The 26,278-nt window shown below is 35.9% G+C and carries 23 protein-coding genes and 1 pseudogene; 12 read left to right on the top strand and 12 right to left on the bottom strand.

Annotated features, from left to right (window positions below; genetic code table 11):
- Window positions 1–246, top strand: a complete 246-nt coding sequence (locus H1X92_RS10345) for a hypothetical protein (RefSeq protein ID WP_180560057.1) — start codon at window positions 1–3, stop codon at window positions 244–246.
- 68 nt (window positions 247–314) lie between these two features.
- The gene (locus tag H1X92_RS10340) at window positions 315–1,781 is read left to right on the top strand and encodes a hypothetical protein (protein ID WP_180560056.1); all 1,467 of its coding nucleotides are present in this window, start codon (window positions 315–317) and stop codon (window positions 1,779–1,781) included.
- Between the two features lie 32 nt (window positions 1,782–1,813).
- Here H1X92_RS10340 and H1X92_RS10335 read toward each other — a convergent pair whose 3' ends face one another.
- From H1X92_RS10335 to H1X92_RS10320, 4 genes are all read right to left on the bottom strand, one after another.
- Window positions 1,814–2,206 carry a hypothetical protein gene (locus H1X92_RS10335; RefSeq protein ID WP_180560055.1) on the bottom strand — a complete coding sequence of 131 codons (393 nt, stop codon included), beginning with the start codon at window positions 2,204–2,206 and terminating at the stop codon, window positions 1,814–1,816.
- 10 nt (window positions 2,207–2,216) lie between these two features.
- Window positions 2,217–2,675, bottom strand: a complete 459-nt coding sequence (locus H1X92_RS10330; protein WP_180560054.1) for a hypothetical protein — start codon at window positions 2,673–2,675, stop codon at window positions 2,217–2,219.
- Between the two features lie 438 nt (window positions 2,676–3,113).
- On the bottom strand, window positions 3,114–3,644 hold the full coding sequence (locus H1X92_RS10325; protein WP_180560053.1) for a Rha family transcriptional regulator: 531 nt from the start codon (window positions 3,642–3,644) through the stop codon (window positions 3,114–3,116).
- 431 nt (window positions 3,645–4,075) lie between these two features.
- Window positions 4,076–4,441 carry a hypothetical protein gene (locus tag H1X92_RS10320; protein WP_180560052.1) on the bottom strand — a complete coding sequence of 122 codons (366 nt, stop codon included), beginning with the start codon at window positions 4,439–4,441 and terminating at the stop codon, window positions 4,076–4,078.
- Between the two features lie 413 nt (window positions 4,442–4,854).
- Between H1X92_RS10320 and H1X92_RS15920 the strand changes: the two genes are divergently transcribed.
- The 5 genes and pseudogenes from H1X92_RS15920 (at window position 4,855) to H1X92_RS10305 (ending at window position 10,233) form a co-directional block, all read left to right on the top strand.
- Complete coding sequence (locus tag H1X92_RS15920; RefSeq protein WP_225507364.1) at window positions 4,855–5,817, top strand: hypothetical protein; 963 nt, start codon at window positions 4,855–4,857, stop codon at window positions 5,815–5,817.
- Window positions 5,818–5,944: 127 nt separating this feature from the next.
- Window positions 5,945–6,136 (top strand): annotated as a pseudogene (locus tag H1X92_RS16250) (LA2681 family HEPN domain-containing protein); the annotation flags it as partial.
- A 288-nt stretch (window positions 6,137–6,424) separates the two neighbouring features.
- On the top strand, window positions 6,425–6,589 hold the full coding sequence (locus tag H1X92_RS15910) for a hypothetical protein (RefSeq protein WP_225507366.1): 165 nt from the start codon (window positions 6,425–6,427) through the stop codon (window positions 6,587–6,589).
- Window positions 6,590–6,948: 359 nt separating this feature from the next.
- Entirely contained in the window at window positions 6,949–8,724 is a 1,776-nt protein-coding gene (locus H1X92_RS10310; protein WP_180560051.1) for a retron Ec67 family RNA-directed DNA polymerase/endonuclease, read from the top strand.
- A gap of 498 nt (window positions 8,725–9,222) precedes the next feature.
- Window positions 9,223–10,233: a DUF4917 family protein gene (locus H1X92_RS10305; RefSeq protein ID WP_180560050.1), complete on the top strand. Its 1,011-nt coding sequence runs from the start codon at window positions 9,223–9,225 to the stop codon at window positions 10,231–10,233.
- Between the two features lie 74 nt (window positions 10,234–10,307).
- Here H1X92_RS10305 and H1X92_RS10300 read toward each other — a convergent pair whose 3' ends face one another.
- The 3 genes from H1X92_RS10300 to H1X92_RS10290 form a co-directional block, all read right to left on the bottom strand.
- Window positions 10,308–10,496, bottom strand: a complete 189-nt coding sequence (locus H1X92_RS10300; RefSeq protein ID WP_180560049.1) for an ogr/Delta-like zinc finger family protein — start codon at window positions 10,494–10,496, stop codon at window positions 10,308–10,310.
- A 118-nt stretch (window positions 10,497–10,614) separates the two neighbouring features.
- The gene (locus H1X92_RS15630) at window positions 10,615–10,779 is read right to left on the bottom strand and encodes a hypothetical protein (RefSeq protein ID WP_202881809.1); all 165 of its coding nucleotides are present in this window, start codon (window positions 10,777–10,779) and stop codon (window positions 10,615–10,617) included.
- A 73-nt stretch (window positions 10,780–10,852) separates the two neighbouring features.
- Window positions 10,853–15,340 (bottom strand): pentapeptide repeat-containing protein, encoded by a 4,488-nt coding sequence (locus H1X92_RS10290; protein ID WP_233458152.1) that lies wholly within the window; start codon window positions 15,338–15,340, stop codon window positions 10,853–10,855.
- 834 nt (window positions 15,341–16,174) lie between these two features.
- Between H1X92_RS10290 and H1X92_RS10285 the strand changes: the two genes are divergently transcribed.
- Entirely contained in the window at window positions 16,175–16,345 is a 171-nt protein-coding gene (locus H1X92_RS10285; protein WP_225507376.1) for a phage tail protein, read from the top strand.
- A gap of 291 nt (window positions 16,346–16,636) precedes the next feature.
- Here the strand turns inward: H1X92_RS10285 and H1X92_RS10280 are convergent, their stop codons facing one another.
- Entirely contained in the window at window positions 16,637–17,029 is a 393-nt protein-coding gene (locus H1X92_RS10280; protein ID WP_180560047.1) for a PipA/GogA/GtgA family type III secretion system effector, read from the bottom strand.
- Window positions 16,939–17,322: a hypothetical protein gene (locus H1X92_RS10275; protein WP_180560046.1), complete on the bottom strand. Its 384-nt coding sequence runs from the start codon at window positions 17,320–17,322 to the stop codon at window positions 16,939–16,941. The genes H1X92_RS10280 and H1X92_RS10275 overlap by 91 nt, the downstream gene beginning before the upstream one ends.
- Before the next feature lie 820 nt (window positions 17,323–18,142).
- Here H1X92_RS10275 and H1X92_RS10270 point away from each other — a divergent pair.
- Entirely contained in the window at window positions 18,143–18,313 is a 171-nt protein-coding gene (locus H1X92_RS10270) for a hypothetical protein (protein ID WP_180560045.1), read from the top strand.
- Window positions 18,314–18,503: 190 nt separating this feature from the next.
- On the opposite strand, the gene H1X92_RS10265 is transcribed toward H1X92_RS10270, so the two are convergent.
- Together H1X92_RS10265 and H1X92_RS10260 are read right to left on the bottom strand one after the other, a co-directional pair.
- Complete coding sequence (locus H1X92_RS10265; RefSeq protein WP_180560044.1) at window positions 18,504–18,731, bottom strand: hypothetical protein; 228 nt, start codon at window positions 18,729–18,731, stop codon at window positions 18,504–18,506.
- 75 nt (window positions 18,732–18,806) lie between these two features.
- A complete protein-coding gene (locus tag H1X92_RS10260; RefSeq protein WP_180560043.1) occupies window positions 18,807–19,004 on the bottom strand; it encodes a hypothetical protein in 198 nt (65 codons plus the stop codon).
- 325 nt (window positions 19,005–19,329) lie between these two features.
- Here H1X92_RS10260 and H1X92_RS15900 point away from each other — a divergent pair, with 325 nt between their 5' ends.
- Complete coding sequence (locus H1X92_RS15900; RefSeq protein ID WP_225507378.1) at window positions 19,330–19,434, top strand: terminase small subunit; 105 nt, start codon at window positions 19,330–19,332, stop codon at window positions 19,432–19,434.
- A 459-nt stretch (window positions 19,435–19,893) separates the two neighbouring features.
- Here the strand turns inward: H1X92_RS15900 and H1X92_RS10255 are convergent, their stop codons facing one another.
- Window positions 19,894–20,121 carry a hypothetical protein gene (locus H1X92_RS10255; RefSeq protein ID WP_180560042.1) on the bottom strand — a complete coding sequence of 76 codons (228 nt, stop codon included), beginning with the start codon at window positions 20,119–20,121 and terminating at the stop codon, window positions 19,894–19,896.
- A gap of 510 nt (window positions 20,122–20,631) precedes the next feature.
- Here H1X92_RS10255 and H1X92_RS10250 point away from each other — a divergent pair.
- Together H1X92_RS10250 and H1X92_RS10245 are read left to right on the top strand one after the other, a co-directional pair.
- On the top strand, window positions 20,632–24,990 hold the full coding sequence (locus H1X92_RS10250; protein ID WP_180560041.1) for an RHS repeat-associated core domain-containing protein: 4,359 nt from the start codon (window positions 20,632–20,634) through the stop codon (window positions 24,988–24,990).
- Between the two features lie 29 nt (window positions 24,991–25,019).
- Entirely contained in the window at window positions 25,020–25,598 is a 579-nt protein-coding gene (locus tag H1X92_RS10245) for a hypothetical protein (protein WP_180560040.1), read from the top strand.
- Window positions 25,599–26,278 lie beyond the last annotated feature (680 nt).

The following is a 26,278-nucleotide window of genomic DNA, read 5'->3' as shown; positions in this document are numbered from 1 at the left end:
ATGACAAAATCATTCTTAATTTTATTTATAACAGTATTAGCTGGTTGTAATGGTATTAATTGGCAAGTCAAAAAAGTAGATTGTGCCGGCATCATTCATATTCAATCAGTCAAAAAGAGCGAAGCAGTCAGATTAATTAAATATGATGTAATTAATAATCAATATTATAGCCCTGGCAAACCTTTTCTGGGCATGATGGGATGGTTCGATCCTGCTGCTTTTGATGAAATTCGTTGCAGTCACTAACCCCCCTTAAATATTCAATAACGACTTATTATAAGTCGTTTTTTTATGACAAAATTTTAGGAAAACTTATGATATATAACACTGGCACAGTCACAATAGTGTCAGGATCAGCTATTGTTAGCGGTACTGGCACCAAATGGAATAGTAATAATCCGGTTGTTTCGATTGGCATGTTAATACTTATAAAACATAACAATATTAATTATCCCTACATGATCAAAGCGGTTAACAGTGACAATGAATTAGTTTTAGCCGAAACCGCAACATTTAGTGCAACAAATACCACCTACACCATTAATCTTACTGAACCCAATAACAATAGTGACGCCGCACGTGCCTTGGTCGCCGCGAATGCCTATATTAATTATTTTCTGCAAAATATGGACACATGGCTGACAGAGACTGGCGTGGTTGAAATTACGTTACCAAGTGGTAAGGCAGTTAAATTAGAGTCGATTAAAGCACTGCAAGAACTTATCAAAAAAACAGGCAAAACTGTGGGTGATAAATTTGATAAAAACAGTGTTGTGCAAGCAATTGGTAGCGCTACTGACAAAGTGATGAGTCAAAAAGCTAACACTGATACTTTTGCGAGAAAAACTTCGAATGAAATTTTTACTGCAGGTCAAATATTATCACAGGCAAATTATGCTTCTATTATCTTAAATAAAACTGAAGATAATAGCCGATTCTACATTGAGCATGGCCCTGGAAGTTCTCAAGCTTACATGCTGTATAGAACGTCAAATAATGAAAATCGAGGTAAAATCGACATACCTTATGGCAAAAACGGTATGGTGGCATTAAAACATGAAAGTTTTGATGCTGACATATCAAGAACAATACATGAAAATGTCAAAGGTGGTTTACGAAACTATGACAGCTGGCCTGTAAATAGTATCGCGTTTGGCTACACAACCGGCATTCCTGATGGCCCTGGTATTGTGGGGCCAGGTTTGTGCTGGGGAAGAGGTGAATATAAATGCCAACTTGTTGGTGGATATTCAAATAATAAGATTAAATATAGAGTCAGAAATGGCGATAATAAAACATGGTCAAAATGGTTTGACATATTAACTAATACAAATACAACGTTTGATGCAAATGGGTTTTTAAAAAGAGCATCGCCAATAGTTAAAATTCATCCTGACGGCAGCTTTGAAACCAACGGTGAATCAGAAGGCGTCAATGTTCAACGAGTTGGAGTCGGATCTTATTTCATCACAGGCGTCATGGGTTATAACGCAGACGGTGCGTGGGGCATAAACGCCGGCATATCTGTGCCTAAAAATAGTAACGGCCTAGAACTTATTTATATCAAAGATAAAGTATTATCTGATGGCAATATTGAAATACAAACATTTCAAAGGCAGCACTCGCATTTACCAGATGATTTCCAAAACTGGCGAGTTAAAGATATTATTGAAGGCAAACCGGTTTATTATGCTGACGGTGAACAAGTTGATATTCCGATGTCGACATGGCTTGATGTCAGGGTAGAGATGCCACCTAATTCTGTGTTGCAGCAGAAATAGGAAGATAAAATTTAAATAGATATTAACATAATTTATTTTTTAACATGTGAGATATAAAAAAGTAAATTTTTGTCATTTTCATAAATATCACCAATCATCATTGCTAATGCTTCTCTTGCTGGTCGATACTGCAATTCATCATATACTATATCTCCATCTCTTAAGCATTTTAAAATTATGAAATCAAATAATTTTTTAGATGTAATTTTTTTATTTTTCATTAAATAATATAAAATAGAATATTCTTCATCAAATTTATCTAATATGTTAATTCCGTTAACAATAAGTGCTGTTGCCATTCTAGATTGAATTAATGGCTTTTTTTCATTTTCATAATATATTTTTAACCAATCGCTAAATTTAATTAATGTAATTTCATCATATTTTGATGCAGAAAAATTGAATAAATTTTTTATAAATTTCATTGTGGACATCTCATTTCAATAATTCGTAAGCCTCATTAAAACCTTTTGTTGATATTGTGTACGTTTTACCTCGTATTTCAATTTTGACAGGTTTATCTTTTTTAAGTGATTCAACAATATTTTCAGGATCTAATACGGCATACATTTGTCTTGAGGCTACCCGACCCTTTCTATATCCGGTAAAATCTTTGGCATCGACACATTTAGTTCCCCATATTTCCATCACCCCATTTAATTTCACATATACTTGTTCGATATCATTTTCTGTTGGACATGAATACCCTACTGCAATAGAGTCAAGCGGAAAGAAGAGAAAGCCCTTTCCTTTGTCGTCACTCTGAATTTGAGCTAATACAATGTTATCCATAATATAGATATTATTAGGATCTGATGCTACCCATCCAACACTTTCGCTTGCGCTCGCTTTCATACCAGTTAATATCGCTATAACTAAAATAAAAATTTTCATACATTCCTCTCAAAAACTCCCTGTTAGCCAAGGGAAAAAATTATAGTAGATAGATAAATGGTGATATATTTACGCAGCAAATGATTAAATGTTTTTTGATTTAGCGCATAATTAAAATAATTATTTTAATTGATTATAAATTTTGAAAATTGAGTTATATGAAGTCCTTGGTACATTCAATTAATCGAAGAATAGGAAAACCAGAAATAATTATTGGGCATTTTACAACTGGTGAATTTAGGCACAAAAAAACCAATCAGTTACGATTGGTTTTTTGTTAAATCCAGGTTGATATGAAAGGATTTGAACTTATACCTCCATCCACTTGAAGTTGAGAGAGATTATTTTTCATAACTCCTCCAAAACTCTGTCTAGAGGGAATATGATTATACCTAATTGATTCTTGGTTTTTTGTTTAACTTATCTTTCGAATATATTTCATTTAGCCAACTTTTCTATAATCTCATCTGAATGCATAAAAATATAACCTGATTTCTTGGCAATAAACGCTATTGAGTCTATGGTTGTTACAAATTCATCATCATGTAATTCCTTAACGTTGACAACATTGCCGTTCTCGACAGAAACTATTGCCTTAAAGTTAAGGTTGTTTTGTGATTTTTTGTTAAGTTCGGTTTCCATGCGGTTGAACGCATTGATGTAGTTTATTTTCCATTGTAGCGCTTTCTTTCCTGTAAACCCCATAGCGATTAGCACAAAACCATCACGAGTTAGTTGATAATATGGGCTTTTTCTTTTTGCGCCTTTTGCAACTTCCACATCTAGGAACATCTCGTTAAAATTAACGACATGATAATCATAGTCACAATCAGCAATAACTGAACGTATTTTTTTGAGTACATTATCATGTGCTTTTTGAAAATAATCGGCTATAGCCATAGATGTTGTTACAACTTTATCGTTGTGGATGATGACTTCTGGATAAGATAAAGAAAGTTGATTATTCATTTTATATCCTTACTATATTTTTGAATTACCCATTTTAGGGTGGTCAGGCGCTCAAAACCGTAGTAAGTCGGCGGGCATATTTCCCTTTCAGGTATTGTATTAGCCGCACGCCCGACCATATCAAAATTATATGGATATAAAAAAACCACAATCTTTCGGGTGTGGAGACCGCTTACTAAGGTGTTTTGAGCACCTTTGTGGAACTATAGCGCACGATATATTACCTCGTCAATGACGATTATTAAATGATGTTTTTAGGTTATGCTACAGTAAATTCATTTACCATGATAGCTAACAGGAGAGGAATATAATCTGGTTATGTCAGAGGGGAGATGCCAGCGTGTTCGGTGTGGTGTAAATTTCAGAGGAAAAATTACATAATGAATTATTTGTTATAAATGTTAATTATCAATGACAATATTTTTAATAATTTAGACATCATTACACATAAAACGATATTTTGTTGAAATAAACTCATCTAATAGATCAGCAAAAATGATGGATTGTTCATCTTTATAAACTTGAACTACCAATATTTGCGAATTGTTTTTATTGTTATCAGGAAAATAATAATTTATTGTTTTTATTTCACCGCCTTTTTCCAAAGGAATACTTTCATCTTTTTTAAACCCTATAAATACCGTTGCTCTATCTTGTGTATTCCTTTTTTCATCTCCCAGTGCATAGTTAACATTAGCTCTATATTCTTCACCTTCATCTGTTAAATGTATGAAGATATTTTGTGGAAGCATATTAGCATTATCATCATAAGCTGTGCATATATAACTTTTTTCCATTCCTATTACAAAAATGAAAGATCATAATAATTAGCATTAAGAGTATTTTTTTCATTTTATAGATTATTTTATTTTTATCACTAGTTCTGATAGTGTACCTCCAATTTGCTTTAAAAAAACTAACATCTTCTTGTTTTTACACGATTTTTGAACGGCCATGATTGTTTGTCGATATAATTTCTAATATTTAGATTATCCTGTAGTGATTTTATTCATCATGAGACATCATGGCATAAGAAAGTAACTCAGTTAGATAGGTTGAAGGTAAAACTACTAATTCAATTTAGAGTTAAATTTATACTATTTTAGGAAAATATAATTTTACATATTGATAACAATGTTTATTATGTAAAAGTGGTAAAATATTTGTTCTTGAAAATTAATTTTATGCACTGAAATTAATGGATTTATGTATGCAACCACCTGTTTTAGATTCAAATTTTATTCACAAAATATCTGAAGAAGCTGATGAGATTTTGGAGTCGCGTAATCATGAAAAGCTTCAATCTTTTATAAGATCACATTTTGATATTGAATATAGATTTGCAAGTTTGTTGGATGAAGCTCAATTTTTCTATGTATTAGGTAATTGCTATCAAGTGTTCTATAACAAAAATAATTCGGAGTGGTTTTCTAACGATTTAAGTCGATCTGTTATATCCTTTAGGCGGGCACTATATGCTATAAATCAAATAAAATTTTTAACTGATAAAGAAAATTACCTATATAGCTGTATTGAAACAAATCTTGGTATTGTTTTAAGAGCACAAGGGCGGGTTTTTTGTTGTATTCCTTTATGGAATAGTGCTTATAAACGTACTCAAAACCATGTGGCTATCATATCTAAAGCACGACATGAAATTTTTCTTGCTAATTGTATTTATGATACTATCCAGAAGGAGTGCCATTATTTTAATGCATATAAATTGATTAATTTATATCTTACATGCTTTTGTCCAAAATTAGAAGGCATTTATCCTGAAACAGATCAAAAATTTTTAGAATTCAAAAAATGGTTTGAAAATAATTTCAATATAAAAGAATTTGATAATTTAGAGCTATTTGATAAAAAAACAAAGAAAAAAAGGATGCGTGATTATTGGCAATGGTGTGGTGATAATGGATTATTTATAAATGATTTAAATGATAATTGTGCATATGATATTTGTTATAATGATAGTCTGGGATTGCCGGGGTTTTCTTTTCGTATAAATAATTCTTTATCATTGTATGAAGAGCTTACATATCATGGTAATTTTGATGAATTAAAAGATGATTATTGCTATGCACGTTATTTAGTTTTTTCTGCTAAAAATATGACCAATGATCAAAAACATTTTTTTAACGATACATATTATCATGTGGATGATATGTAACATTCTATTACTAATTTAAAAGCACAACATTACAAAAGTGCATTTAAAAATTTATATGCAATTTTTGATAAATTGCTTATTTTATGAATAGATTTTTTGATTTAAATAATATAGAAAAAGATAGTAAATTAATATTAATAGTGTATTTAAAGATTTTAATAGCCGTAGTTGCTGGAAGCCAAATAAAAAAATAGAAGATAGTAAGAATATTTTTATACATGCACTATTTTATGTTCTTAAAGATATTCGTGATGTTCAGGATTCTGACTCTGTTAGTCGCTGGCTTGATCCTGATACTAAGTCATTTTATGAAATTAGAAATGCTATAGAACATCGTTCTTTTAAGATTGTTGATAATTTCGGTTATACCTTAACACAATCTGATAAAAAAATTAAACAATATAACCTTATAAAGATTAAATATAAGAAAGAAAATCTTAAGAAACGGTTAGATGAAGTAAATAATGAAATATCTGAACTTAATAATAGGAAAAATTTTTCCACTCACAAGTTAGATATACTAAAAAAAGAAAAACAAAAAATTGAAGACAAATTGAATATTATAGAAAAACTAATATACGAACAAAAAAAATGTTCAAGTCATTCTATGATGATTACAGAAAATGAATTTGAAATGGAATTAATGACACTAATGAAGCTAGTCAGAAATTCAATTATGTATCTTGCTTTAGCTCTTCATATGGAGGAAAAAAATAAACCCGAGCATGAAGGAGCAGTCTTTTCTAGAGAAGTTCCAATGAAAAGTGAATAGATAAAATTAGTTAGTATTAATTATAAGAAAACTGTATTGGATAGTTTTCTTTTTTTTAAAAAATAGGTGTATTTTAAAATCATTGCTTTAAATTTATTTAAATATTGTTAAATGAATGAAATTAGCGGTTTAATGGATTACAAATTTTATTAAATATTAAGAAATTGATGGAAATTAAGGGGTTAGACTGGTAGTGTAATTCTTGCGTATGTAGGTAGATTTGTTGGTTGTGTATCGCAACCGGTCATTTTAATGGCGGGAACTCTCGCTTTCCTTGAATTGTTCTAATGGCAATGCGGTAATTAAGCTGCGCGAAAGAGTACCTACATACGTTTTCTTTTCTAGGATGAAGAATTAACATGACGGATACCAAAAAAATAGATGCGTTGAAAAATGCATCATCTCGTAGTGATTTGGCAAAATTATTAAATGTTAATGTGATTTTTTTGACTAACATTCTTTATAAGGTTGGAACGGATAACCAATATAAGCAATTCTCTATTCCTAAGAGAGGGACAGGGATAAGAGTTATTTCTGCTCCGAATGATAAATTAAAAGACCTCCAGCGTAGAATAGCTAATTTGCTGATAGATTGTAGGCAAGAGTTGTTCAACTCTAAAAAAATTAAAAATAATTTCTCATTTGGCTTTGAGAAAGATAAATCAATAATTTCCAATGCGAGTAGGCATAAAGGTAAACGGATAATTCTTAATCTTGATTTGAGAGATTTTTTTGGAAGTTTTAATTTTGGTCGAGTTAGAGGATACTTTATTTCAAATAGAGATTTTAAGTTAACGCCGGTTGTTGCGACAACACTGGCTCAGGCTGCTTGTTATAAAGGAGTTTTACCGCAGGGGAGTCCCTGTTCACCAGTTATAACTAATTTTATATGTAATATTATGGATATGAGATTAGCAAAGTTAGCTAAAGAGTTAGGCTGTACTTATACTCGATATGCGGATGATATTACTTTCTCAACCAATAAAAAGATTTTCCCTGAAGAGTTAGCAATACCTGAATTAGAAGGTGTAATTTTAGGCTCTCGACTTGTTAATGAAATTACAAAGGCAGGATTTAAAGTTAATGATGCTAAAACAAGGCTTGCTTATAAATCATCTAGGCAGGAAGTTACAGGACTGACTGTCAATCAGATTGTTAATGTAGATAGACGTTATGCCAAAAAAGTCAGAGCGCTAGCGCAAACACTTTACAGTACTGGAAAATATAAATTGCCTGATAAAAATGGTAATATGATTCTCGGAAACCTTGCTCGTTTAGAAGGCATGTTTAGTTTTATTAATTTCATTGATAAATCTAATAATATTGAAAATAAAAAAAATAAACAACCTGAAAAATACGTAAAAGTCCAAGAAAAATTAAATGGCTATCGTTTGCGACTAAATGCTAGGGAAAAGGCCTATAGCAAGTTTATTTACTATAAGTATTTTCATGGTAATACTATTCCTACAATTTTAACAGAAGGTAAAACTGACCGAATTTATTTAACAACAGCTTTGCATTCACTTTCGGCTATCTACCCTAATTTAATTGAAGAAACTAACAATGGCAAAAAGATTAAGCTTAATATCTGCAAGTCTAATACTAAGGCAAGTTATTTTTTAGATTTGTCAGGTGGAACTGCTAATCTTAAAAAATTTGTTATGAGATACAGGGATGAATATGAACTTTATTATGGAACTGATGCTAAAAATCCTGTGATTATTATACTTGATAATGACTCAGGTCCAAACAAGTTACTTGACCATCTAAAAAACAAGGTTGAAAACTGCCCTAATGACGTGAAGTCTATGAGAAGAATGAAATATATTCACGTAACTCACAATTTATATATAGTTCTTACACCATTGAGTGAGTCAGTGAGGGAAACCTCTATGGAGGATCTTTTTTCGCCAGAGGTTTTAAACATAACGCTTAATGGAAAATATTTTAATAAAGCTAATGATCAGAACACTGAAACAGAGTATAGCAAGCATATATTCTCCACCAAAGTAGTTCGTGATAAGAACAGGAATATCGATTTCAAAGGATTTAAGCCAATATTTGATGCTATTGAAGCAATCATTAAACATTATCAAGAATTGTCAAAGTCTCGAATTATAAATAAAGCTCGCTAAATTGTTTCAGTATTATTTAAATATAAATTCCTTATTGTTTTTTCACTATATCAACCCTATCATCTTAGATAACTCATTGATTTTATTAGATCATGAAAATAGTTTTTATAGTGAAAATTGAGGCTAACCTATTAATATTTAAATAAAAAAAGATGAATTTAAAATCCCTCGGCCTTAAGGCTGTGCGGGTTCAAGTCCCGCCCTGGGCACCATATTAAAAATTCGTTGAGTATCAGCGAGTTAAGCAGAAAAAAGAGCAACCTTTAGGGTTGCTTTTTTGCGTTTGGAGCTTGTCATTAAAAATCAAAAAATGGCAGCAAAAGGGTAGTAAATTGGCAGCACCGGTTGTAACGACCGTATGGGTTTAAATGAATTCTTTTTTGCATATGGTCTTTATAGCAAAAATGACAAGGGGAAACTGGCTGTGATTACATGTTTTTTCTTGTCCATATCGTATTTTTCTATGTTCATTACAATTTAAAAATAAAAAGAGCAAATATGTCACATCAAATTTCTGATTGGAATGCAATAGCGCAAGATTTTGTCGATGGAAATGGCGCATTGCTTATTGGTAATGGTGCTAGTAGGGCAGTTGACACTCGTTTTGAATATATCTCTTTATTTAAACACGCCAAAAAAAAACTTATGACTGCTGATGTACAAAAATTGTTTACCTTTTTTAAAACTAAAGATTTTGAATTAGTATTAAGACTTGTATGGCAGGCAACAAATATTAATCAAGCGCTGGGTATTAGTGATAATAAAACTAGAGATGCATATTTACACATTCGTGATTGTTTAATTGAGGTAGTAAGGGAAATTCATCCTGACTACCAAGAGATAGCAGAGCAAACAATATCGACAATTTACTCTTTTATTAAACAGTTTCATACCGTCCTATCTCTAAATTATGATTTGATATTATATTGGGCGGTAATGTATGGCCGTGATAAAAAAGATGGGTATGAAGTAAAAGACTGTTTTATCAATAAAAGGTTTGATGATGATTGGAGACGTTTTCGCGAGCCGTTAAGAAGAAATTCAACTAACACTACGCTTGTTTTCTACCCACATGGCAATTTAATGCTTTGTCGGAATAAAATAGAATCAGAATATAAAATAACTGTAAGCGGTGAAGATAACAATCTTTTGAAGTCAATACTTAAGCAATGGAAAACAGAAAACTATGTTCCCTTATTTGTAAGCGAAGGAACTGCTACGCAAAAAATTAATGCCATAAAGAGCAGTAATTACTTAAACACTGTCTATCGTGAGGTTCTTACTGATCTTGGGAAAAAATTAGTGATTTATGGTTGGGCTATTAGTGAGCAGGATCAACATATTTTAGACAGAATAAAATTATCAAAACCCGAAAAAGTAGCAGTATCTGTTTATTATAATGATCAAGTATATTGCAACAAAGTAGAACAGATAATAAGTGATAAGTTTGGTGCGAATACTGACATTGTATTTTATAAAAGTGATAGCTCTGGTTGTTGGAAAAATTAAGCTATCGTACTTAAAAGAGCCATAGTTGTATGGCTCTTTTATTATGAGTGTGAATGATATTGCTTACAGATTAGCTACCGATTAGGTGCTGCTGCATTAATCAACTGCGGTTTTATAATATACCTCGCCACTGTTTCATGACTAACAAATATCGTGCTGCAATAGACATTTTGACACTGGTTATAGTTTTCTTTGGTTTCGTTGGTAATATAGCGGGAACTACGAGCGCGGGCTGGCTGGCTGCAAACAGGACATTTCATCATGATATTCTTACCTTGGCCATGATGTGAATATTGTCGTCAATGGTTTTATTGTAATAAGACATTTAACATTTAGAGATAAACGAAAATCTGTGCTACGACGACGACTACGTAAGGCTAATTACCCGTCGCTGTCATCTAATTCAATATTTTGCTGGTCAATTTCAAATCCGCGATTGTCCGTTAGAGTTAAGGATATTAATCGGCTCTGTATTAGCATATTGATATTACAACGGCTGGCAGCTAACGCATAGGCAAGGGTATTTTCTTCACTTGTCCCATTCAATCAATATATGGCATTATTGTTATTTTCAACAATGCCATTTTATTTTATTCCTAAGCGACTCTATTTGAAGCGTTTATCGCCAAGCTGGTGGGATAATTTTTTGTAATATGGGCTTGCAGTGCTCGTTAGCATAAACAATCATCTGATCAGCCAGCAGAGCGCTACAAGTGAAGGCGCCATTTTTACCAAGTAATCGATTTTCCCAATCATTAAATGTATGTTGACCGATTAAGCTGGGATCAAGTTTATGCGCTTTTTCTAGTAAAGCATAAGCATAATATCGCAGCATCGTAGGAGAATCCCATTCGGTACCAAAGATTGCACTGGAGGAATAACGAGTAAAAACCGCCGATAGCGAGAAGAGATGTTCCGCTTTTTCTCTATTTGAACTTGATGTTAGTTCGTAGATATTAATAATCTGGTCATAATTTTCATTTTTCAATGTGTAACCCCGTTCAAAATCAAGCACACGAGAAAAGGTTTGGCTAAGTGCTTTTTGACTAGCATTATCTGTCAGTTTTGTAGCAAATACATTGGATTTAATGGCATCCAAGAATAACGGTTTAAGTTGGTCACTTAAATTTAATGTCGTAATTAATTTATCAAATGCTGTTTTATAATGAATATGCGAGAATGGATTAGAGAATAGGGGAAATTCTTGATTGTAACACTGTTGCAAACTATATTCTGCTGGACTTAAATTCTTGCCATCCTGAAAAAGAAAAATATTATTCCATTTTGTTTCCAGTTCAGGATGCAACATTTGATTGAGATCATTTTCAGTAATTACTAACACTCTACCGGGTTTTGTTGGAGACAATAGTAGATAATTTGCCGCTTGATTATCTGCCCAGTCCGCATGGCCGGCATAGTCACCAAAAATGCCCTCAATTTCTGCATGTTGTAGTTGTTGCTGAATAGCGGGCAAATCCAGATACTTTTTATACAACTGCTGCGCTGCAGTTTTCATTCCCTCAGTTCCTTTTATTCTGGCTGCTAGTATGGTTTGAATAAAGGCACTATTCAATTCGTCGGAAACCATCAACCGAGGGTGTTGGTTAAAATAATTGATAAAAGTATCAATTATTGTCGGATGCGTTTTCAATTTACTGAGTAGATGTGATGTATTGTTTTCTAGATATTTATCAATTAGTTTGTTAACAAACTGATTAATTTCTGAATTTTTTATGAAGGGCATTTTTCCTAAAGTATCTAACAACGGTAATGTGACAGAAGCAAGATTAAAAGTACTATTATCAATTTCTTGAATTAATTGCAGTGCCAATTTGGTTTTTAGCGCACTATATTGATTATCGATACTATCAATAGCGGTTAGAACACTTTTTCCACTATTATTAAAATGATTAAGCTCAAGATCTAGTATATCCATATAATTCATATGAACTCTAGAATTGAAATAATTGTTAAATGGGAGATTAAGAGAGAAAGTATCAATTGTGTTGTCCAGATTGGCGCCAGTGAAATTAGCACCACGAATAGTTACTGCGCTTAAATTAGCATGATTTAAATTTGCTTCAATTAGATTAGCATTAGTTAAATTAGCTAATTCTAGGTTAGCTTCAGCCAGATTAGCCTGCTTCAGAACGCTATTTTTCAGGTTAGCCAAACTTAAATTAGTCTGAAATAAACAAGTATTCACTAAAGTAGCATTTATTATCTTTGCTTCATATAAATTAGCTTCAGTGAGATTAGCTTTATCTAGATTAGCTTCACTCAAGTTAGCCCTATTCAAGTTAAAATTACTTAAGTTTGATTCAGATAGGTTACTTTGTGTTAGCATAGCGTCAGAAAAAATGATTTTTCTCTTGTTAAGTTTAGTGAAATTTATCTTACTTAAGTTCTTCCTCATTAAATTAATATTTTGTCCTTGTTGTGTTAATAAATTTTTTAGCCTATAAAGGGAGATCCTCGTTAATGAATCTCCCATTTGGTCTTGCTCTCCCCAAACTCTCTCAGCCATTTTATATCCCAGTCCGCCCAACCCCTGAGTTCTGAGATGATAAAGACGCTCACCGATTGGAACTGGCGCTAACTCAAGATTACCGGCGGCATCCCGCAGATATTTTCGGCCAAATGGCTCGCCAGTTGCCGGATTTACCTGTACATAAATCGCATTGCCCCGTTCATGACCGATGTTAATAACCGAAACCTCTTTTGCCAGATCAGGTCGATAAGCGGTTTCTATATTAATTTTCTCAATTGGCGCAGCCGGAAAATCAGAGGCCTTTTTTTCGAGTGCTTTTATTAGTTTATTTAATCCACTGATTTCTATTTTTGACTGACTCGCAGCTTTTTTTAACGCATTAATCCCTTTTATTCCGCCGGATGTCAGCAATTCAAATCCCGGATCGACGCTGCGCAGAAAAGCGGTGCCTAATTTAGCTACCACATTGGGAGGCAGGATATTTGCTACATGAGGAATGCCAGATTTGACTAATTGTTTGCCTCCTTCGCTTAATGCCTGGCGGAATGTAGCCTGCTTTAATGCGGTTTGCAGTCCGTTAAGGGCAGCTTCTCCCGTGGCTATACTAAATCGTCCGCCAATATATACCGTTAAGCCAATAAAAGACAAAAAACCGGCCATATCCCATAGCCCTGCTTGAACAGCTTTGTCAGTATTCCCTTGTTGAGCTTCAGTAATTACCGTGTAGAAAGGAATAAGACTCAAGAAAAAAGCATCGCCTCTTTGGCGGGCGGTTTCCTGATAACCTTCTTGTTGGAGTTTATTAACTAATTTGTCGCGATGTAATGTCGCTAGTTGGTCAATTAAAACTTGCGGTTTTTCAGCGGTTTTTTTTAGCAAAGATGCGGAATGAAACTTTAATTGATACTCATTGTCAGTGCGAATTTCCGGCTCATGAGGAAACAGGTCGAGGATGTCATTTTTATTATTATCGACCCGAGAGAGTTTATAGCGTCCTATTTTTGTATTCGGTTGTTTTTGTAATGCATAGATCCGTTCTTCGCCGTTAAAGGTACATTTAAGCATATCAATCGAATCGGGAACGGGTGTAATAAATACACCCGAAGCCATTATCCCATCCCTGGATGATGGCGACAATGAAACGCCTCGAATACTGCCGAGGGCATTAAATTCGGCTTTTACCAGTTCAATTTTTGCACTTTCAATAAATTGCTGTTCTGCTTCTGTAAGCGAGTTAAAAACCTGAGGTAATAATGCCAGTTCTGTTTGTTGTGCAAAATCGGCAATTTTTTGATTCTGTTGGTTAAAAATAGTGTCGATATTGGGTAATAATACCGTCTGACCTTGTCTGTTTTGATATTCCACCGCACTATTTTTATACAGATAGTTATTTAACCAACTTTCATCAATATCATTTTCTTTTAGTTGCTGGCGGGCCAGAGCTGGCCGGCTATGCCAATTTTGTGATAAATTACTGAGTTGGATAAATGGATTATTATTGTTATGGTGCTGGGTTAAATGGTCAAAATAAGCGTGATAAACTGAGGCCATCGCTTTTTTATCACTCTCAGCCACTCTCGCTTGATCAGCATTTGTTAATACATCATGGATCATGGCCGGTAATTTGAAATAGTGAACATAGGTAGCCGGTACGGTTTCCTTAGATATTGAGGTTTCAAGCCACATACCGATATCGATAATTTCATCCAGACTCATGTTATTTAAATCCGCACCACTTTCACTCAGTAATCCGGCACCTGCATGTAAGTAGCCCCATTCGGGTTCATTTAACACCATCTTTTGCAGCCGTTGCCTTTCATCTGGGGTTTTTGGTTGCAATGTCAGTGTTGGCAGAATGCGATTTAAAATCCGTTGTTGATAATAATCACGAATTTCTGCATAGGGCAAAGTTAATTCGATATGATTGTGGTGATCATTTTTCAGATCTTGATGGCGTAACAAAAAATTCTCGGATGATTTAATCTGTTCTGTCTGCATTAAACGCCAGCTATCTGATGGAATACCTCCCATTATCATTTGTTGCAATTTATCGGTGATGGTGGCCGCTTGAATAAAGGCATTCTGCTGTGGTTGATATTTTTTTATCTGTGCTAGCAGCCAGTTATCAATAGGCATACCAAAAATTGCGTATTGCAGCCAGTTGGTAATAGCTGCCTGCTGACGTGCATAAGGTGCAGTTTCACCTTTACTAGCGCCATATTCTCCTAAAGGCTTTAACAGTAACCTGGCGAGCTCCGCTATCTTATCTTTGCTATAATCATAACGGTTAAGATAATCAATAATGCCGTTAGCAAGCTCCCGGGTCGGTATCGCCTTATCCTCTTGATTAATTATCTTTTCTTTAATTAACAGCGAACGCAACAGTCGATTTTGTTCATCATGGGCAAGCTTATCAAATTCTTCAATAGCTATTGATAGTGGTGGGTTAATAAATTGGTTAATTAAATTGAGGGTGTCATTTTTGTGCTGAGCTTCATTTTTATTTGACAATATAGTTATTGGTTTTTCTTGTTGGTTATGTATTTGCTCTTGTGGATTTACGTTGTTATTCGCTGGAACTTTATTCAAGATATTTTCGAGATTTTTTTTTATCATTCTGGGAAAAATCTAATATTGATGTCATCCATGTCGTAGAGTAAGGAGAGTGAGTTATTGCTGGCATTAGGGATCCTATATTTACGTTTAAAAAATTAATTATATTGAAAACAAAATGTTAAAAAAATAAAAATTGTTTGTGTTTGTCAGTTAAAGTAATAATATTATTGATAAATTGTTTGGCGTGGCTGTTTAACTCCGTTAGAACAGCGTTGAAGACAATGACATTCTAGAAATTATACGTGAACGACTAAAGAACCCAGCTAAACGCGTCCGGCTAAACCTTGATGAAATTTAGTATAGAATTCAATCAACGCGCATTAAAAAAAAGGGTAAAAGCTGGATAAAAATATTCGTGAGCAGTTTAAAAGAAGTTAAAAATTTACAAGATAATCTCTATATCGAATCAGCAAGATTGCATGGTGAATTAGCAGGATGCTTTAAAATAAAACTACGTTTATCGGACTACATTATAGCCTACTAGGTGATAGAAGAAATTGTGATATGGGTAATAGCAAGTGCTAAAACGAAAAAATCAATAGCTCACAAGTCAGCTACGGGTCATATAACGCGATGAACTAAGATTTTGTTATTTAATTGTTTTATCTGTTTTTTTGTTGGTTTTCCTGGTTTAAAGAAATGTTTTGAGAAACTAGACTATTTTTCAGCCGCGCAGATAAAATAGGCATGGCTCGGGATAAAAATCACCGATAGAATGATAAAGATTCATTCAAAAAAATAAGCTGTTGTTTGAAATTAAATAATTTTGCTAAAACCCGCCTCGTGCGGGTTTTTCTTTTACAGGTACTGATATGGCGCGATTGAACAATTTAAATGGCAAACACAAATTCAACATCAACCGGCGGGAGAATTTTCACATCGGATCAAAAAGTCGAATTTGGCGATGGTTACAGTCAGGTTGCTGCTGGTGGCATTAATCCAGAAACACAAGCAGGGTCATTTTTATATTTAGGCAACAAAGCTCAAGTAACGCCTATATTTTAGCCGCCGCCATATATTAAAATCATTTATTTGCCCACTGCCATTTAGTTTTTTAATGGTCAACGATGATATCGCGTGCAGCCATTATTAAAAAATAGCATGTTAATTAATGACTACTTAATGCAATAGAAACAGATAGGTGGTTTAAAGTCTCACGGTTGGATAAGTGAGACATTTAGCTGATATTAATATTTTTATTCTGCATACTTTGGTATGCATGTCGTTATTTTATGAAGATTAGTAACGCAGATGTCTTTATTGTAAAGAGGTATTTATCATGATAACTAGCGTCCATCAATACTTAAATCTTGCTGGTTGGTTATCACCCATTTCTTTAAGTATGATATTTGTGTATTCAACAATAGGCCCTCTGTCATGTTCATTATCTTTATCAGGCAGCATTGTTAAAGCATGCACAATTTCATGCATAAATGAACGAAGCAAGCTAAAAGGCACGCGACTGCCATCTTCTATTTGGTATGTATCATAAGGATCTGGCTTTTCGAGAGGATCCATATTTAAGGAAATAATTTTTTTACCATCAGCAGCGGCTATCTGTTCGGCTGTGATAGTAGTACCAAACTCCTCATCTGCGGCTAATATCCATCCACCTTCATGGAGGATTTGGTCATAACCATAATTGAATAATCGTCTGAATGTTGAACTTTTGTCATAGGCAAACTCCATGATATTGGATAGAGCCTGTTCGCATTTTTTTGCTGCTTTTGATTTAGGGCTTTATCAGGGTCATATCTTCCGGCACCAGGAATAAATAGAGATTTTATTTCGGCAGCTGCATGTAATCGTTCGTTATTTGTTGCCAGTTTATCATGTTCAACTCTCATTAGTGATGGGTTGATAGATTGCATATTTAAGTCTGAATATTGTTTAGCTAACATCTCATCAATATTAGTTTTTATAGCTGCATTATCATTTAAGATAGTAGCAGGATAATGGCAGGCAGGATTAATTTTATGCATAATGAATATCCCCTTGGTTTGATAACTGAGAAGAATGAGTTTGTGATTTTAAATGTTAAATTTTATATGAAAAAAATAATTATTTGCATATTGGATTTTAACAATTATAAAACTAAATGAATGTTTTATATTATTTGAATGGGAAACATATTAAAGAATAAGAAAAGAGGGTTTGTGATCTGGTAAGACTGCGCATTGAGAAGGAATACTTGTGTGCTATGTTATTAAAAGCAATTATTCAAAATACTTTAACTTTACCCCGTGTAAGGAAACTATCCCGTTCGTTCTTTCACTCAATATATTAAGTAGGATAATTTACCATCTCGATAATTTTTTTATAGCAATTTTAGGTGCCTTATTAAGATGTCTAATCACTTTAAATGGCTGTATTTTTTGTGTTCCATCTAGGAATAACAAAAATGCTGAGAACAATATTTTCAAGTGCGGCAACTTTTACTTAAAAAAATATTTTTGCTATTATTTTTTTTGACATTAATCAGCTATTACTCCAATTAATTTATATTACGCTGAGTTGAAATCTTAACTTAAATATTAATCAGTAACTTTAACTTTTCACATTTAAACATGGACACACGCCTGAAGGGTTGAATATGCCCATGGCTGAAACACACTTCCGGGCGATAACTTATCTTTTCGCTTTCCTGATCATGATTTTATATAACCATTATGTCTAATTTAAGGATTAACTATAATAGATCAGGGATCAATTAATAAGCAGACAGAACTCAAAAACAGTTATTTAAAAGAAGTAAAATTACAGCTTCAACTTGATACGCAACGGAACTCGCAACTTAATTATATGAAAGCCAAGTTGATTGACGATTTGCAAAATGGCATAAAGCAGTTGCTCATCAAAGCGGTGTGTGCAAAGTCCGATAGTATTATTGGCATCACCCTTAGCACGGATAACGCAAGAACTGCTAAACAGGTGTCTGACGCTGAAGAAAATTATCGCTATATTAAGCTGTGAATTGAACCTCAGGACCTTTTTTGGCAGTTAGAAAAAAACAAAGAGGTTTATTGATAAAAACAAATACATTATCTAAAAATTATTTTTTGCTTATGAACAGCTATAGATAATTTTGTAACCAAAAATAAACCTACAATTAAGTAGGTTTATTGATATCTCATTTAACAATCTATTTAAAATATAAACTATTTCATTTGTGCTGGCATGCTTCTTTATTAGGTGCGGGTTCGCAATGGGTAGCGCCTGTTGCGAGATAATAACAGAGATCACCATTATTATTTATCCAGCAAAGCGGGGTTGTTGGGCTCCCGGTACTGACTGGATGTGCTCCTGTTGCTTCGGAATTTGTACCAGCTAGCGAATGATTATTAAATGTTAAAATTGCAATAACGATAAATAAATTAAATAATGCTTTCATAATTTTATCCTAAAAAATTTAAGAAAGGTTATTTTTTATCTAACACTATGATTTCTATGATAACATCATGTGTGCTCATGGCGCTATATTAATTTCATCTGCAGGCTGATATTGTGAATTAGATGCTTGCGTTTTGCTAGCTTCTTGATGAGTGTCTTTATCATTACTGGCTTCTTCTGTATTCGCTGTTTGATTATCAACATGCGCCGTAGCCGGTAGCGTGCTGAATGCAAAAACAGATAAAATAGTCATTAGTTTAAAAAAGGTTTTCATAAGTTGTCCTTGTTATTGATGAAAAAGCTATTAAACAATAGACGATATTAACAACTTTGCAACAAAAAGTGGTTAAGGTAATAAATATTCACTATATATTAATTACATCAAATGGTTAGCTTTAAATGGCGCAGCTACATTGGGTGACAATGGGATAAAATAAAGGACAAATATTATGTCACCGATCTGGGTGAGGCAAGATCCTCCCAATTGACGTTTGAAGTTGAGCAAAATTGTTTCCATTGCTATTAATTAAACAAAAACTCTTAATTTACATCAGATTAACAACATCACATATGAATGGTTTTTTTATAAGGAAATGAAAATGGCGCTCACAGAAGAACAAGAAGCATTTTGTCGTATATGGTTAATCAATTTTAATGGCATAAAAGCCGCTAGCAGACTTGGTTACAAAAAAATCAAAAAATAGCCTTTGAAACTTCATATTCAAAAAACGTATTCAAATTGTAATGGCAGGGTAAACTAACTGCTGAAGATTGATAAAGTGCCTGCTATTTTTTATCAGTAATATATCGATCTCTGGCTTGTTTTTTAAAATTGTCTAACTTCTTTATCAGGATTTCACTTTACTAATTCACGCTGTTTATCACAACCAAATATTCGGCAACATAATTTTTTTATCACTTAACCTAGGTTCTACTCTTTATACCTTTTTTATCCATATATTTTAAACCTGCTGGGGCTTAATATAAGTTGCCGTTAGGTAACAGTGACCAACTAATACAGTCAACGAGCTGGTTTTGTTATTAAAAAAGACAATTGTCTGTGTGATAAAGCTATCTATTGTTTTGTTGGATGAGTTAATATTCATCTAAAGATAAAATGGCTAATCCAAAGCTCCACTCTAAACACGTGGAGCTTTATTTTTTTACTCTTTAGGACTCCAAGTGCCAGTTACAGGATCACATACAACTCCGCTACTAGCATTGGTTGGGCAGCAATTACCATTAGGTTTATCTAATGGACATTCAATTTTTGTATTTATTGCAGAAACATTTGGTGGTTTTCTTTGTCCTTCAACTTTATCACTTGCGTAGGATAAACAATTGGCTGTCAGAATAAATAGAATAAAAAGTGTTTCGAAAAATTTGTTCATTATATTTCCTCATTATAATTTTTGATAAAGATAACTATAATCTTTTATAAAATTAGTATGATGTTTTAATTATGCAAAATTTTTTATTAGAGATATTTCATTAAGGTTGTCATAGAAAATAAAAATGAAATTATTTGGTAGCGAGCCAATAAAAAGCGAAAGTATGGCATCGACATGATACGTAAAGAATAAAATATAAAACAATATTAAGGTTTATCTATCGTTGTGAATAATTTTTCATCTCTTTTCTATATATTCTATTTGGTAACGTCATTATTTTATAATTAATTACTTTTATTATGTCATTTCTGGATTAATAAAATTCATCAAATTTAATAATCTTTCTCTCCGTTACTTGATTAAAACAGCGCTATTCTGGCAAAAATCGCAAAATACAAAGTAAAACGCGGATATTAGTTTACAAAGCAAAATAAATATTAGTTGCATCGCGAAATAACAGAATTTTATTTGAGCATCACATTAATCCTTTAACAAACTAAAGAGCAAAACATGAATAACCAATTTACCAGTCAGTCTGGCAATTTTGTCAGTGCCATGCAAACGGGTGTTGATCCGCGCACCGGACAGTTTCAAGTCAATTTCCCCCTCGCCCAGTTTACGGCCAATCGGTTACTGGGTCCTGAGTTATCTTTGTCATTAAGTTATTCGGCACTGGCGAGCGATAACTGGGGATTTGGTCAAGGGTTTTCCTTAGGCTTAACCCAATATGATAATCGCAGCCAGCTGTTGTCGCTAAGTAGTGGGGAAAAATATCGCATAGCGGCGGGCAGTGATGTTGTTCGTCATCAAAAACTAAAAAATGTTCGCTTTGTGTTTACCAATGGCCATGATGATAGTCAAGGTTATCAGGTGATTTGGAAGGAAGGCAAAATAGAGTACCTAACCTTAGTGGGACGTGGCTTCTTTGTTGTTAGCCAGATAGTTTCGCCCTTAGGTCATGCAGTAACGTTGAAGTGGGATTTTAATGGTCAGGTGCCTTTATTAAGGCGTATTCAGGATGCGTATGGTGAGTTATGCACGATAGATTATCGCGATAACGGTGCGAGTGTGACGGTTTGGCCACAGACGACGGCGCGTTATCAACTGGATTTTGTGCTCACCAATAGTCGCTGGTTAGATAATGTGATGCGCCGCAGTCAGAGCGGGCCGGCTTTAAGCTGGCAGATGTATTATAGTCAGGCGGGCCAGCGGCAAGAATATCGCCTATTGTCGGCGGTGGATTATCCGACTGGGATGCGCGATGAGGTAACTTACCATGGTACCGAAGGATTACGTTTTCCCACCGCATCGGGCAGGACGGACTACTTACCGGTAGTATTACGCCATCGTCACCTACCGGGCGGTGGTCAAGCGGTGAGTGAGACGGAATATCGTTACAGTACGCAAAACTTCCTGGGTTTTAATGGTAACTTTGGTGACTGGGCGGCAGACAGTGACTATTTATATAACACGTTAACCAATTATACCTATGATTCAATTGCCACGACTCGCCATGAAGAGCAAGTGGTGACGGTGAAGCGCACCTACAATAATTATCATTTACAAATTGAAGAAGAAGTGTGGCGTGATGGGCTCATCCAACGCAGTGAGAGTGAGTATTATGCGCAACCGGGGGTGTTTATTGAGGGTCAGCCGGCACAGTTTTTATTGCCGCGCAAAACGACGCAATATTATATTGATAACAGCGGTGCGACTCGTCAGGAAATCACCCTGACTGAATTTGATGAGTATGGTAACCCAACCCGACAGGAGGGGCCAGATGGTACGGTGACTGAGACGATTTATTATCCGGCTGAGGGAGAAGGCAGTGCGTGCCCGGCAGAGCCAAATGGTTTTGTGCGATTTATCAAACAAAAAGTGATCACGCCGCGGCCGAGTGATTATCCTGATACACCCGCGATGAAAACGCAGTATACCTATAAAGTATTGGGTAATAATCGTGGTGTTGTGCAGGCCAGTGAAGCGCAATATGGTGACCAGCAGTTGTTGGTGATGCGCGAAACGGACTACCAAACCAGTGGGAGTGAGCTGGGACGGATCACATTGATAACGGAAACGCGCTATCAGGACGGTACTCCTTATTGCAGTCAGCAGCGTTTTAGCAGCCAGGTCTCCGGTGAGCAGTTGGTGCAGACGGTATTTTCTACCGGTCATGATGGATTAACCAGTAACATGACCCGGGTACAGCAAGTGGATAATGGTCAACTATTGCAGGAAACGGATATCCAGGGAATTACCATCGCTTACCATTATGATGATTTGGGGCGCATTCTGCTGAAGACGCATGCCGCCGGCACCGGTTATGCAAGCCACACTCGTTGGAGCTATAGTCTGGAGGCCAGCGGGCCGGTGACTATCGAAACGGATGCTAAAGGTGTACAAGTAAAAAGCTGTTTTGATGGCCGGGCCCGCCAGATAGGCCAGTATCGTTATGAATCGGGCCAGTGGTATGAGATAACCCGCCAACGTTATAACGCGTTAGGCGAGCAACAACATGGTAGCGGCCAGGACTGGTTATTGAGTATGTCGGGTCAATTAACGCAGGGTTCGGGTTTAAAAATCGCCTGTGAGATGGAGTATGATGGCTGGGGTTTGCAACGGACATTGCGTTTTTCCGATGGTTATCAGCAGCATCAGGAGAATAATCCCGTACAACTAAGTCAAACGGTCTATGGTAGCGGCGGTGGGTTAAGCAGCGGTAAACACTGGTCACAGCAGGATAGGCGAAGCCAGTTACTGCAACAGGAGGTCTGGTATGATAGTCGTGGCAACGCGCAGGGCAGTAAACAGTATCGCTGGGATGGATTGGGGCGGTTACGCCATGAGACCGATGAACTGGGTCAGGTCACGCAGCGCAGTTATGATATTCATGGGCGGGTATTAACGCAAACCCTGGCCGATGGCACGATATTAAGCCGCACCTATGCGCCGCATTTAACTGGAGAGCAAATAACCAGTATTAGTGTGAGTGGGTTAGATGGCCAAGGCCAACAGCGCAGTTGGCAATTGGGGGAACAGCAGTTTGATAGCCTGGGTCGAATAATACGTCGGCAAAGCGGCGGGCGGGTAACCCAATATCAGTATGACGGGGTGTCGCCGTTACCCAGTCGGATTATCAGACCATCAGGTGAGGTGGTGAGTTTTGATTATCTGCCGGCTTTAGGTAATGTGGTCAGAAAACTCACCACGACCAATATCGAGCAAACCTTTCGTTATGACAACCAGACCGGCGAGATGCTGTCGGCCGAGGTGAACGGTCAAACAATTAGTTACCAGCGGCGGGCGGATGGAGAAGTGATAGCGGAGACATTCCAGCAAGCCGGTCAGGCGCGCACGGCCAACTATCAACGCAGCTTATTAAGTTTACTGACTGGGATGATGGATATTAGCGGGCAACAAACGCGCTATCAGTATGATGAACTTGGTCGTCTGATAAAGATAGCCGATAGCACGCTGGAAACGGAGTTAGCGTACGATGGATTAAAGCGGTTGGTACAACAAACCACCCGTAGTGCCGGTGGTGATAATCAGGTCACGACCCGGTTAAGTTATGATGATTTGGGGCGCGAGATAAGCCGGCAGATAGAGACGACCTCCGGTGACGTGCTGACGATAAGCCAAAGCTGGCTAGCCAACGGATTACTGGCCTCACGACAGGTGAGCCAAAACCAACAAGTATTACAGCAGGCGCAGTATCGTTATGATAACCGTAATCGACTGATTGATTATCAATTAAGTGGCAATGAATTACCGCAAGATGGCTATGGTCAAAGGATGAAGGGGCAAACTTACCAGTATGATGCACTAAATAACCTGCAAAAAGTCACCACCACCTTAGCGGATGGGAGTGGTAATGAGAGCCACTATTTTTATACTAACTCCCAGGACCCGACCCAGTTAACCGCTTTGACCCATAGCCACCCGGCTTATCCGCCGCAAATCACCCTTGAGTATGATAACGAAGGTCGATTGACAAAAGATGAGGCTGGCCGGCGGTTACGCTATAACGCTTTAGGGCAGTTGGTGCAAATCGGCGGTCAGCAAGGCAACAGTCACTATAATTATGATGCACTTAATCGGTTAATCAGCCAACAGCTCGATGATGAGCCGACGCGCGCTTTATATTATCAGGGGCAGGAGCTAGTGAATGAAGTGACGGGCGGGCAGGCGCGGCGCTTTATTAAGGCAGGTCATCAATGCTTAGGGGTGAGTGATGACAGCGGGGTAACACTAACGGCGACCGATAGTCACGCCAGTGTATTGTGGTCACAAGGGGGTCACCATCCGGCGGGTAAAAGGCACAACTGGTCAGCCTATGGTAGCGGTGAGTCAAGTGACGGGTTATTGGGCTTTAATGGTGAACGGCCAGACCCGTACAGTGGCGTTTATCATTTAGGTAATGGTTATCGCGCGTACAGTCCGGTGTTAATGCGCTTTACCTGCCCGGATGAGTTAAGTCCCTTTGGCGCCGGAGGCATCAATGCTTATGCTTATTGCGCGGGCGATCCGATCAATCACACCGACCCATCAGGACATCTTAGCTGGCAGAGTATTGTGGGGATCATCGGCGGGATTATTGGTTTTGGCTTGACGGTTATTACTGGCGGAATGGCGATAGCGGCAGCTGGCGGGGTGATGGCTGCGATAAGCGCCGCTTCGACGACCACACTACTGGTTGGTGCAGCTGGCGTGGTATCCGATATTACCGCGATTGCCAGTGGAGCAATGGAGGACAGTCACCCAGAAGCCTCCTCAACTTTGGGTTGGATCTCTTTTGCTGCGGGATTGATTGGTGCCGCTATTGGTATTGAGTTATTTGCCAGATCTTTGTGGCGCTCTATTGGTTAAATAAAGCTGCTACAGCAATGAAATCTGGTATGCAATATACCAAGATTAGAGAGATGAGAATTGACTCGCCCAGGGTTCTTGGATCTCACGCATTTAATGGTTTTAACCCAAATCCACATATTCCGTCTCAAGGCGTTCATCTTTCTTATGTGGCAATTGATACTGATAATTTTGTCCGTAGATTAAATATTGTATCCCATGGTACACCGGGACGTGTATTTCTAGATGGAGTCAATGGCTTAAATGCTGAGGGGCTCTATCATGCATTGTTTGAGCACGGTATTATGGATTATAACTTTACTGAAATTAGAATGCTGGTTTGTCATAGTGCTGATATGACGAATGAGGGTATCAGTGTGGCTGAGCGCCTTTCACAGCTAACACAGAGGCCGGTACAAGGATATTATGGTACGATGACAATGTATGAAACCATGAATATTGCCGGTGCTAGTATCCCAGCACACTACATGGTTAATGACGCTTTTATGCAAGGGGGGGCGTTTGGTGCGACAGCTTGGATGCATCATAATCGTTCTTTTATATCAATCGGGGAATATCCTTTTCCACGAATACCTAATCATTCTGAAACGTTTTATCCATTTTATTAGGGAGTAAGAGAGTTTTTGTACTACTGGTGGCTGAATGATTTTGTTCATTGCAACGCAGATACTGCAAAATAGTCTAGAAGAGAGTATGTCGAACCAGTGTCAAATATTAAGATTACTATTGATGAACTGGGTAGAGATATTGGAAATCAAATAGGGCGTTAATAAATAATAAGGAGCATTACATCTCTTTTTCAGTTAGCGGATTTTAATTTGAAAATATGGTTGAGCATTAACAGTTAAATTAATACCATAATCCAGTAGAGTTTTGATAAAGATTAGTATGGCATCATTTATTAAATTGATGCTATTTAATTTCATCCTTGTTATCATCTTATTAAGCTGCTTCATATCATTTTGATTTATTTAAACTAATATTTGGCTTAATTCTTTAAATCCTGGATATTCTTAAAAGCAATAATAAAAGAAACACCAATTTATAGGGTTCCTGGTATTCGAAGGAGATTTATATTAACAGATAAAAAAATGCTATTCAAAACACCTAATTTCCTGTATTGATCTTCATAACTTATTTAACTTACACCTCATTTTAATGATTATCCACTTGTTATTTCATGCTTTTGTATTTAAAAAAGGTCTTACAAGGTTACAAAGATTATTTTTGTCAATTATAAATGGAGATCTTAACATCTTGTTATTGCTTAGCTGTTACAATATTAATA

It is taken from the genome of Arsenophonus endosymbiont of Apis mellifera (assembly GCF_903968575.1).
GTDB lineage: Bacteria > Pseudomonadota > Gammaproteobacteria > Enterobacterales > Enterobacteriaceae > Arsenophonus > Arsenophonus apicola.
The sequence above is the reverse complement of the archived record's forward strand: the minus strand, read 5'-3'. Positions and strand labels throughout refer to the sequence as shown.

What these genes read in the sequence shown, in the direction of transcription:
- H1X92_RS10300 (WP_180560049.1), bottom strand. Translation starts at nt 10,496, where the DNA reads ATGATGAAATGTCCTGTTTGCAGCCAGCCAGCCCGCGCTCGTAGTTCC.
- H1X92_RS15920 (WP_225507364.1), top strand. Translation starts at nt 4,855, where the DNA reads ATGCAACCACCTGTTTTAGATTCAAATTTTATTCACAAAATATCTGAA.
- H1X92_RS10245 (WP_180560040.1), top strand. Translation starts at nt 25,020, where the DNA reads ATGCAATATACCAAGATTAGAGAGATGAGAATTGACTCGCCCAGGGTT.
- H1X92_RS10310 (WP_180560051.1), top strand. Translation starts at nt 6,949, where the DNA reads ATGACGGATACCAAAAAAATAGATGCGTTGAAAAATGCATCATCTCGT.
- H1X92_RS10290 (WP_233458152.1), bottom strand. Translation starts at nt 15,340, where the DNA reads ATGATAAAAAAAAATCTCGAAAATATCTTGAATAAAGTTCCAGCGAAT.
- H1X92_RS10275 (WP_180560046.1), bottom strand. Translation starts at nt 17,322, where the DNA reads ATGCATAAAATTAATCCTGCCTGCCATTATCCTGCTACTATCTTAAAT.
- H1X92_RS10345 (WP_180560057.1), top strand. Translation starts at nt 1, where the DNA reads ATGACAAAATCATTCTTAATTTTATTTATAACAGTATTAGCTGGTTGT.
- H1X92_RS10280 (WP_180560047.1), bottom strand. Translation starts at nt 17,029, where the DNA reads ATGGAGTTTGCCTATGACAAAAGTTCAACATTCAGACGATTATTCAAT.
- H1X92_RS10335 (WP_180560055.1), bottom strand. Translation starts at nt 2,206, where the DNA reads ATGAAATTTATAAAAAATTTATTCAATTTTTCTGCATCAAAATATGAT.
- H1X92_RS10305 (WP_180560050.1), top strand. Translation starts at nt 9,223, where the DNA reads ATGTCACATCAAATTTCTGATTGGAATGCAATAGCGCAAGATTTTGTC.
- H1X92_RS10255 (WP_180560042.1), bottom strand. Translation starts at nt 20,121, where the DNA reads ATGAACAAATTTTTCGAAACACTTTTTATTCTATTTATTCTGACAGCC.
- H1X92_RS15900 (WP_225507378.1), top strand. Translation starts at nt 19,330, where the DNA reads ATGGCGCTCACAGAAGAACAAGAAGCATTTTGTCGTATATGGTTAATC.
- H1X92_RS10320 (WP_180560052.1), bottom strand. Translation starts at nt 4,441, where the DNA reads ATGGAAAAAAGTTATATATGCACAGCTTATGATGATAATGCTAATATG.
- H1X92_RS10260 (WP_180560043.1), bottom strand. Translation starts at nt 19,004, where the DNA reads ATGAAAACCTTTTTTAAACTAATGACTATTTTATCTGTTTTTGCATTC.
- H1X92_RS10325 (WP_180560053.1), bottom strand. Translation starts at nt 3,644, where the DNA reads ATGAATAATCAACTTTCTTTATCTTATCCAGAAGTCATCATCCACAAC.
- H1X92_RS10270 (WP_180560045.1), top strand. Translation starts at nt 18,143, where the DNA reads ATGAAAGCCAAGTTGATTGACGATTTGCAAAATGGCATAAAGCAGTTG.
- H1X92_RS10265 (WP_180560044.1), bottom strand. Translation starts at nt 18,731, where the DNA reads ATGAAAGCATTATTTAATTTATTTATCGTTATTGCAATTTTAACATTT.
- H1X92_RS10285 (WP_225507376.1), top strand. Translation starts at nt 16,175, where the DNA reads ATGGCAAACACAAATTCAACATCAACCGGCGGGAGAATTTTCACATCG.
- H1X92_RS15910 (WP_225507366.1), top strand. Translation starts at nt 6,425, where the DNA reads ATGATGATTACAGAAAATGAATTTGAAATGGAATTAATGACACTAATG.
- H1X92_RS10330 (WP_180560054.1), bottom strand. Translation starts at nt 2,675, where the DNA reads ATGAAAATTTTTATTTTAGTTATAGCGATATTAACTGGTATGAAAGCG.
- H1X92_RS10250 (WP_180560041.1), top strand. Translation starts at nt 20,632, where the DNA reads ATGAATAACCAATTTACCAGTCAGTCTGGCAATTTTGTCAGTGCCATG.
- H1X92_RS10340 (WP_180560056.1), top strand. Translation starts at nt 315, where the DNA reads ATGATATATAACACTGGCACAGTCACAATAGTGTCAGGATCAGCTATT.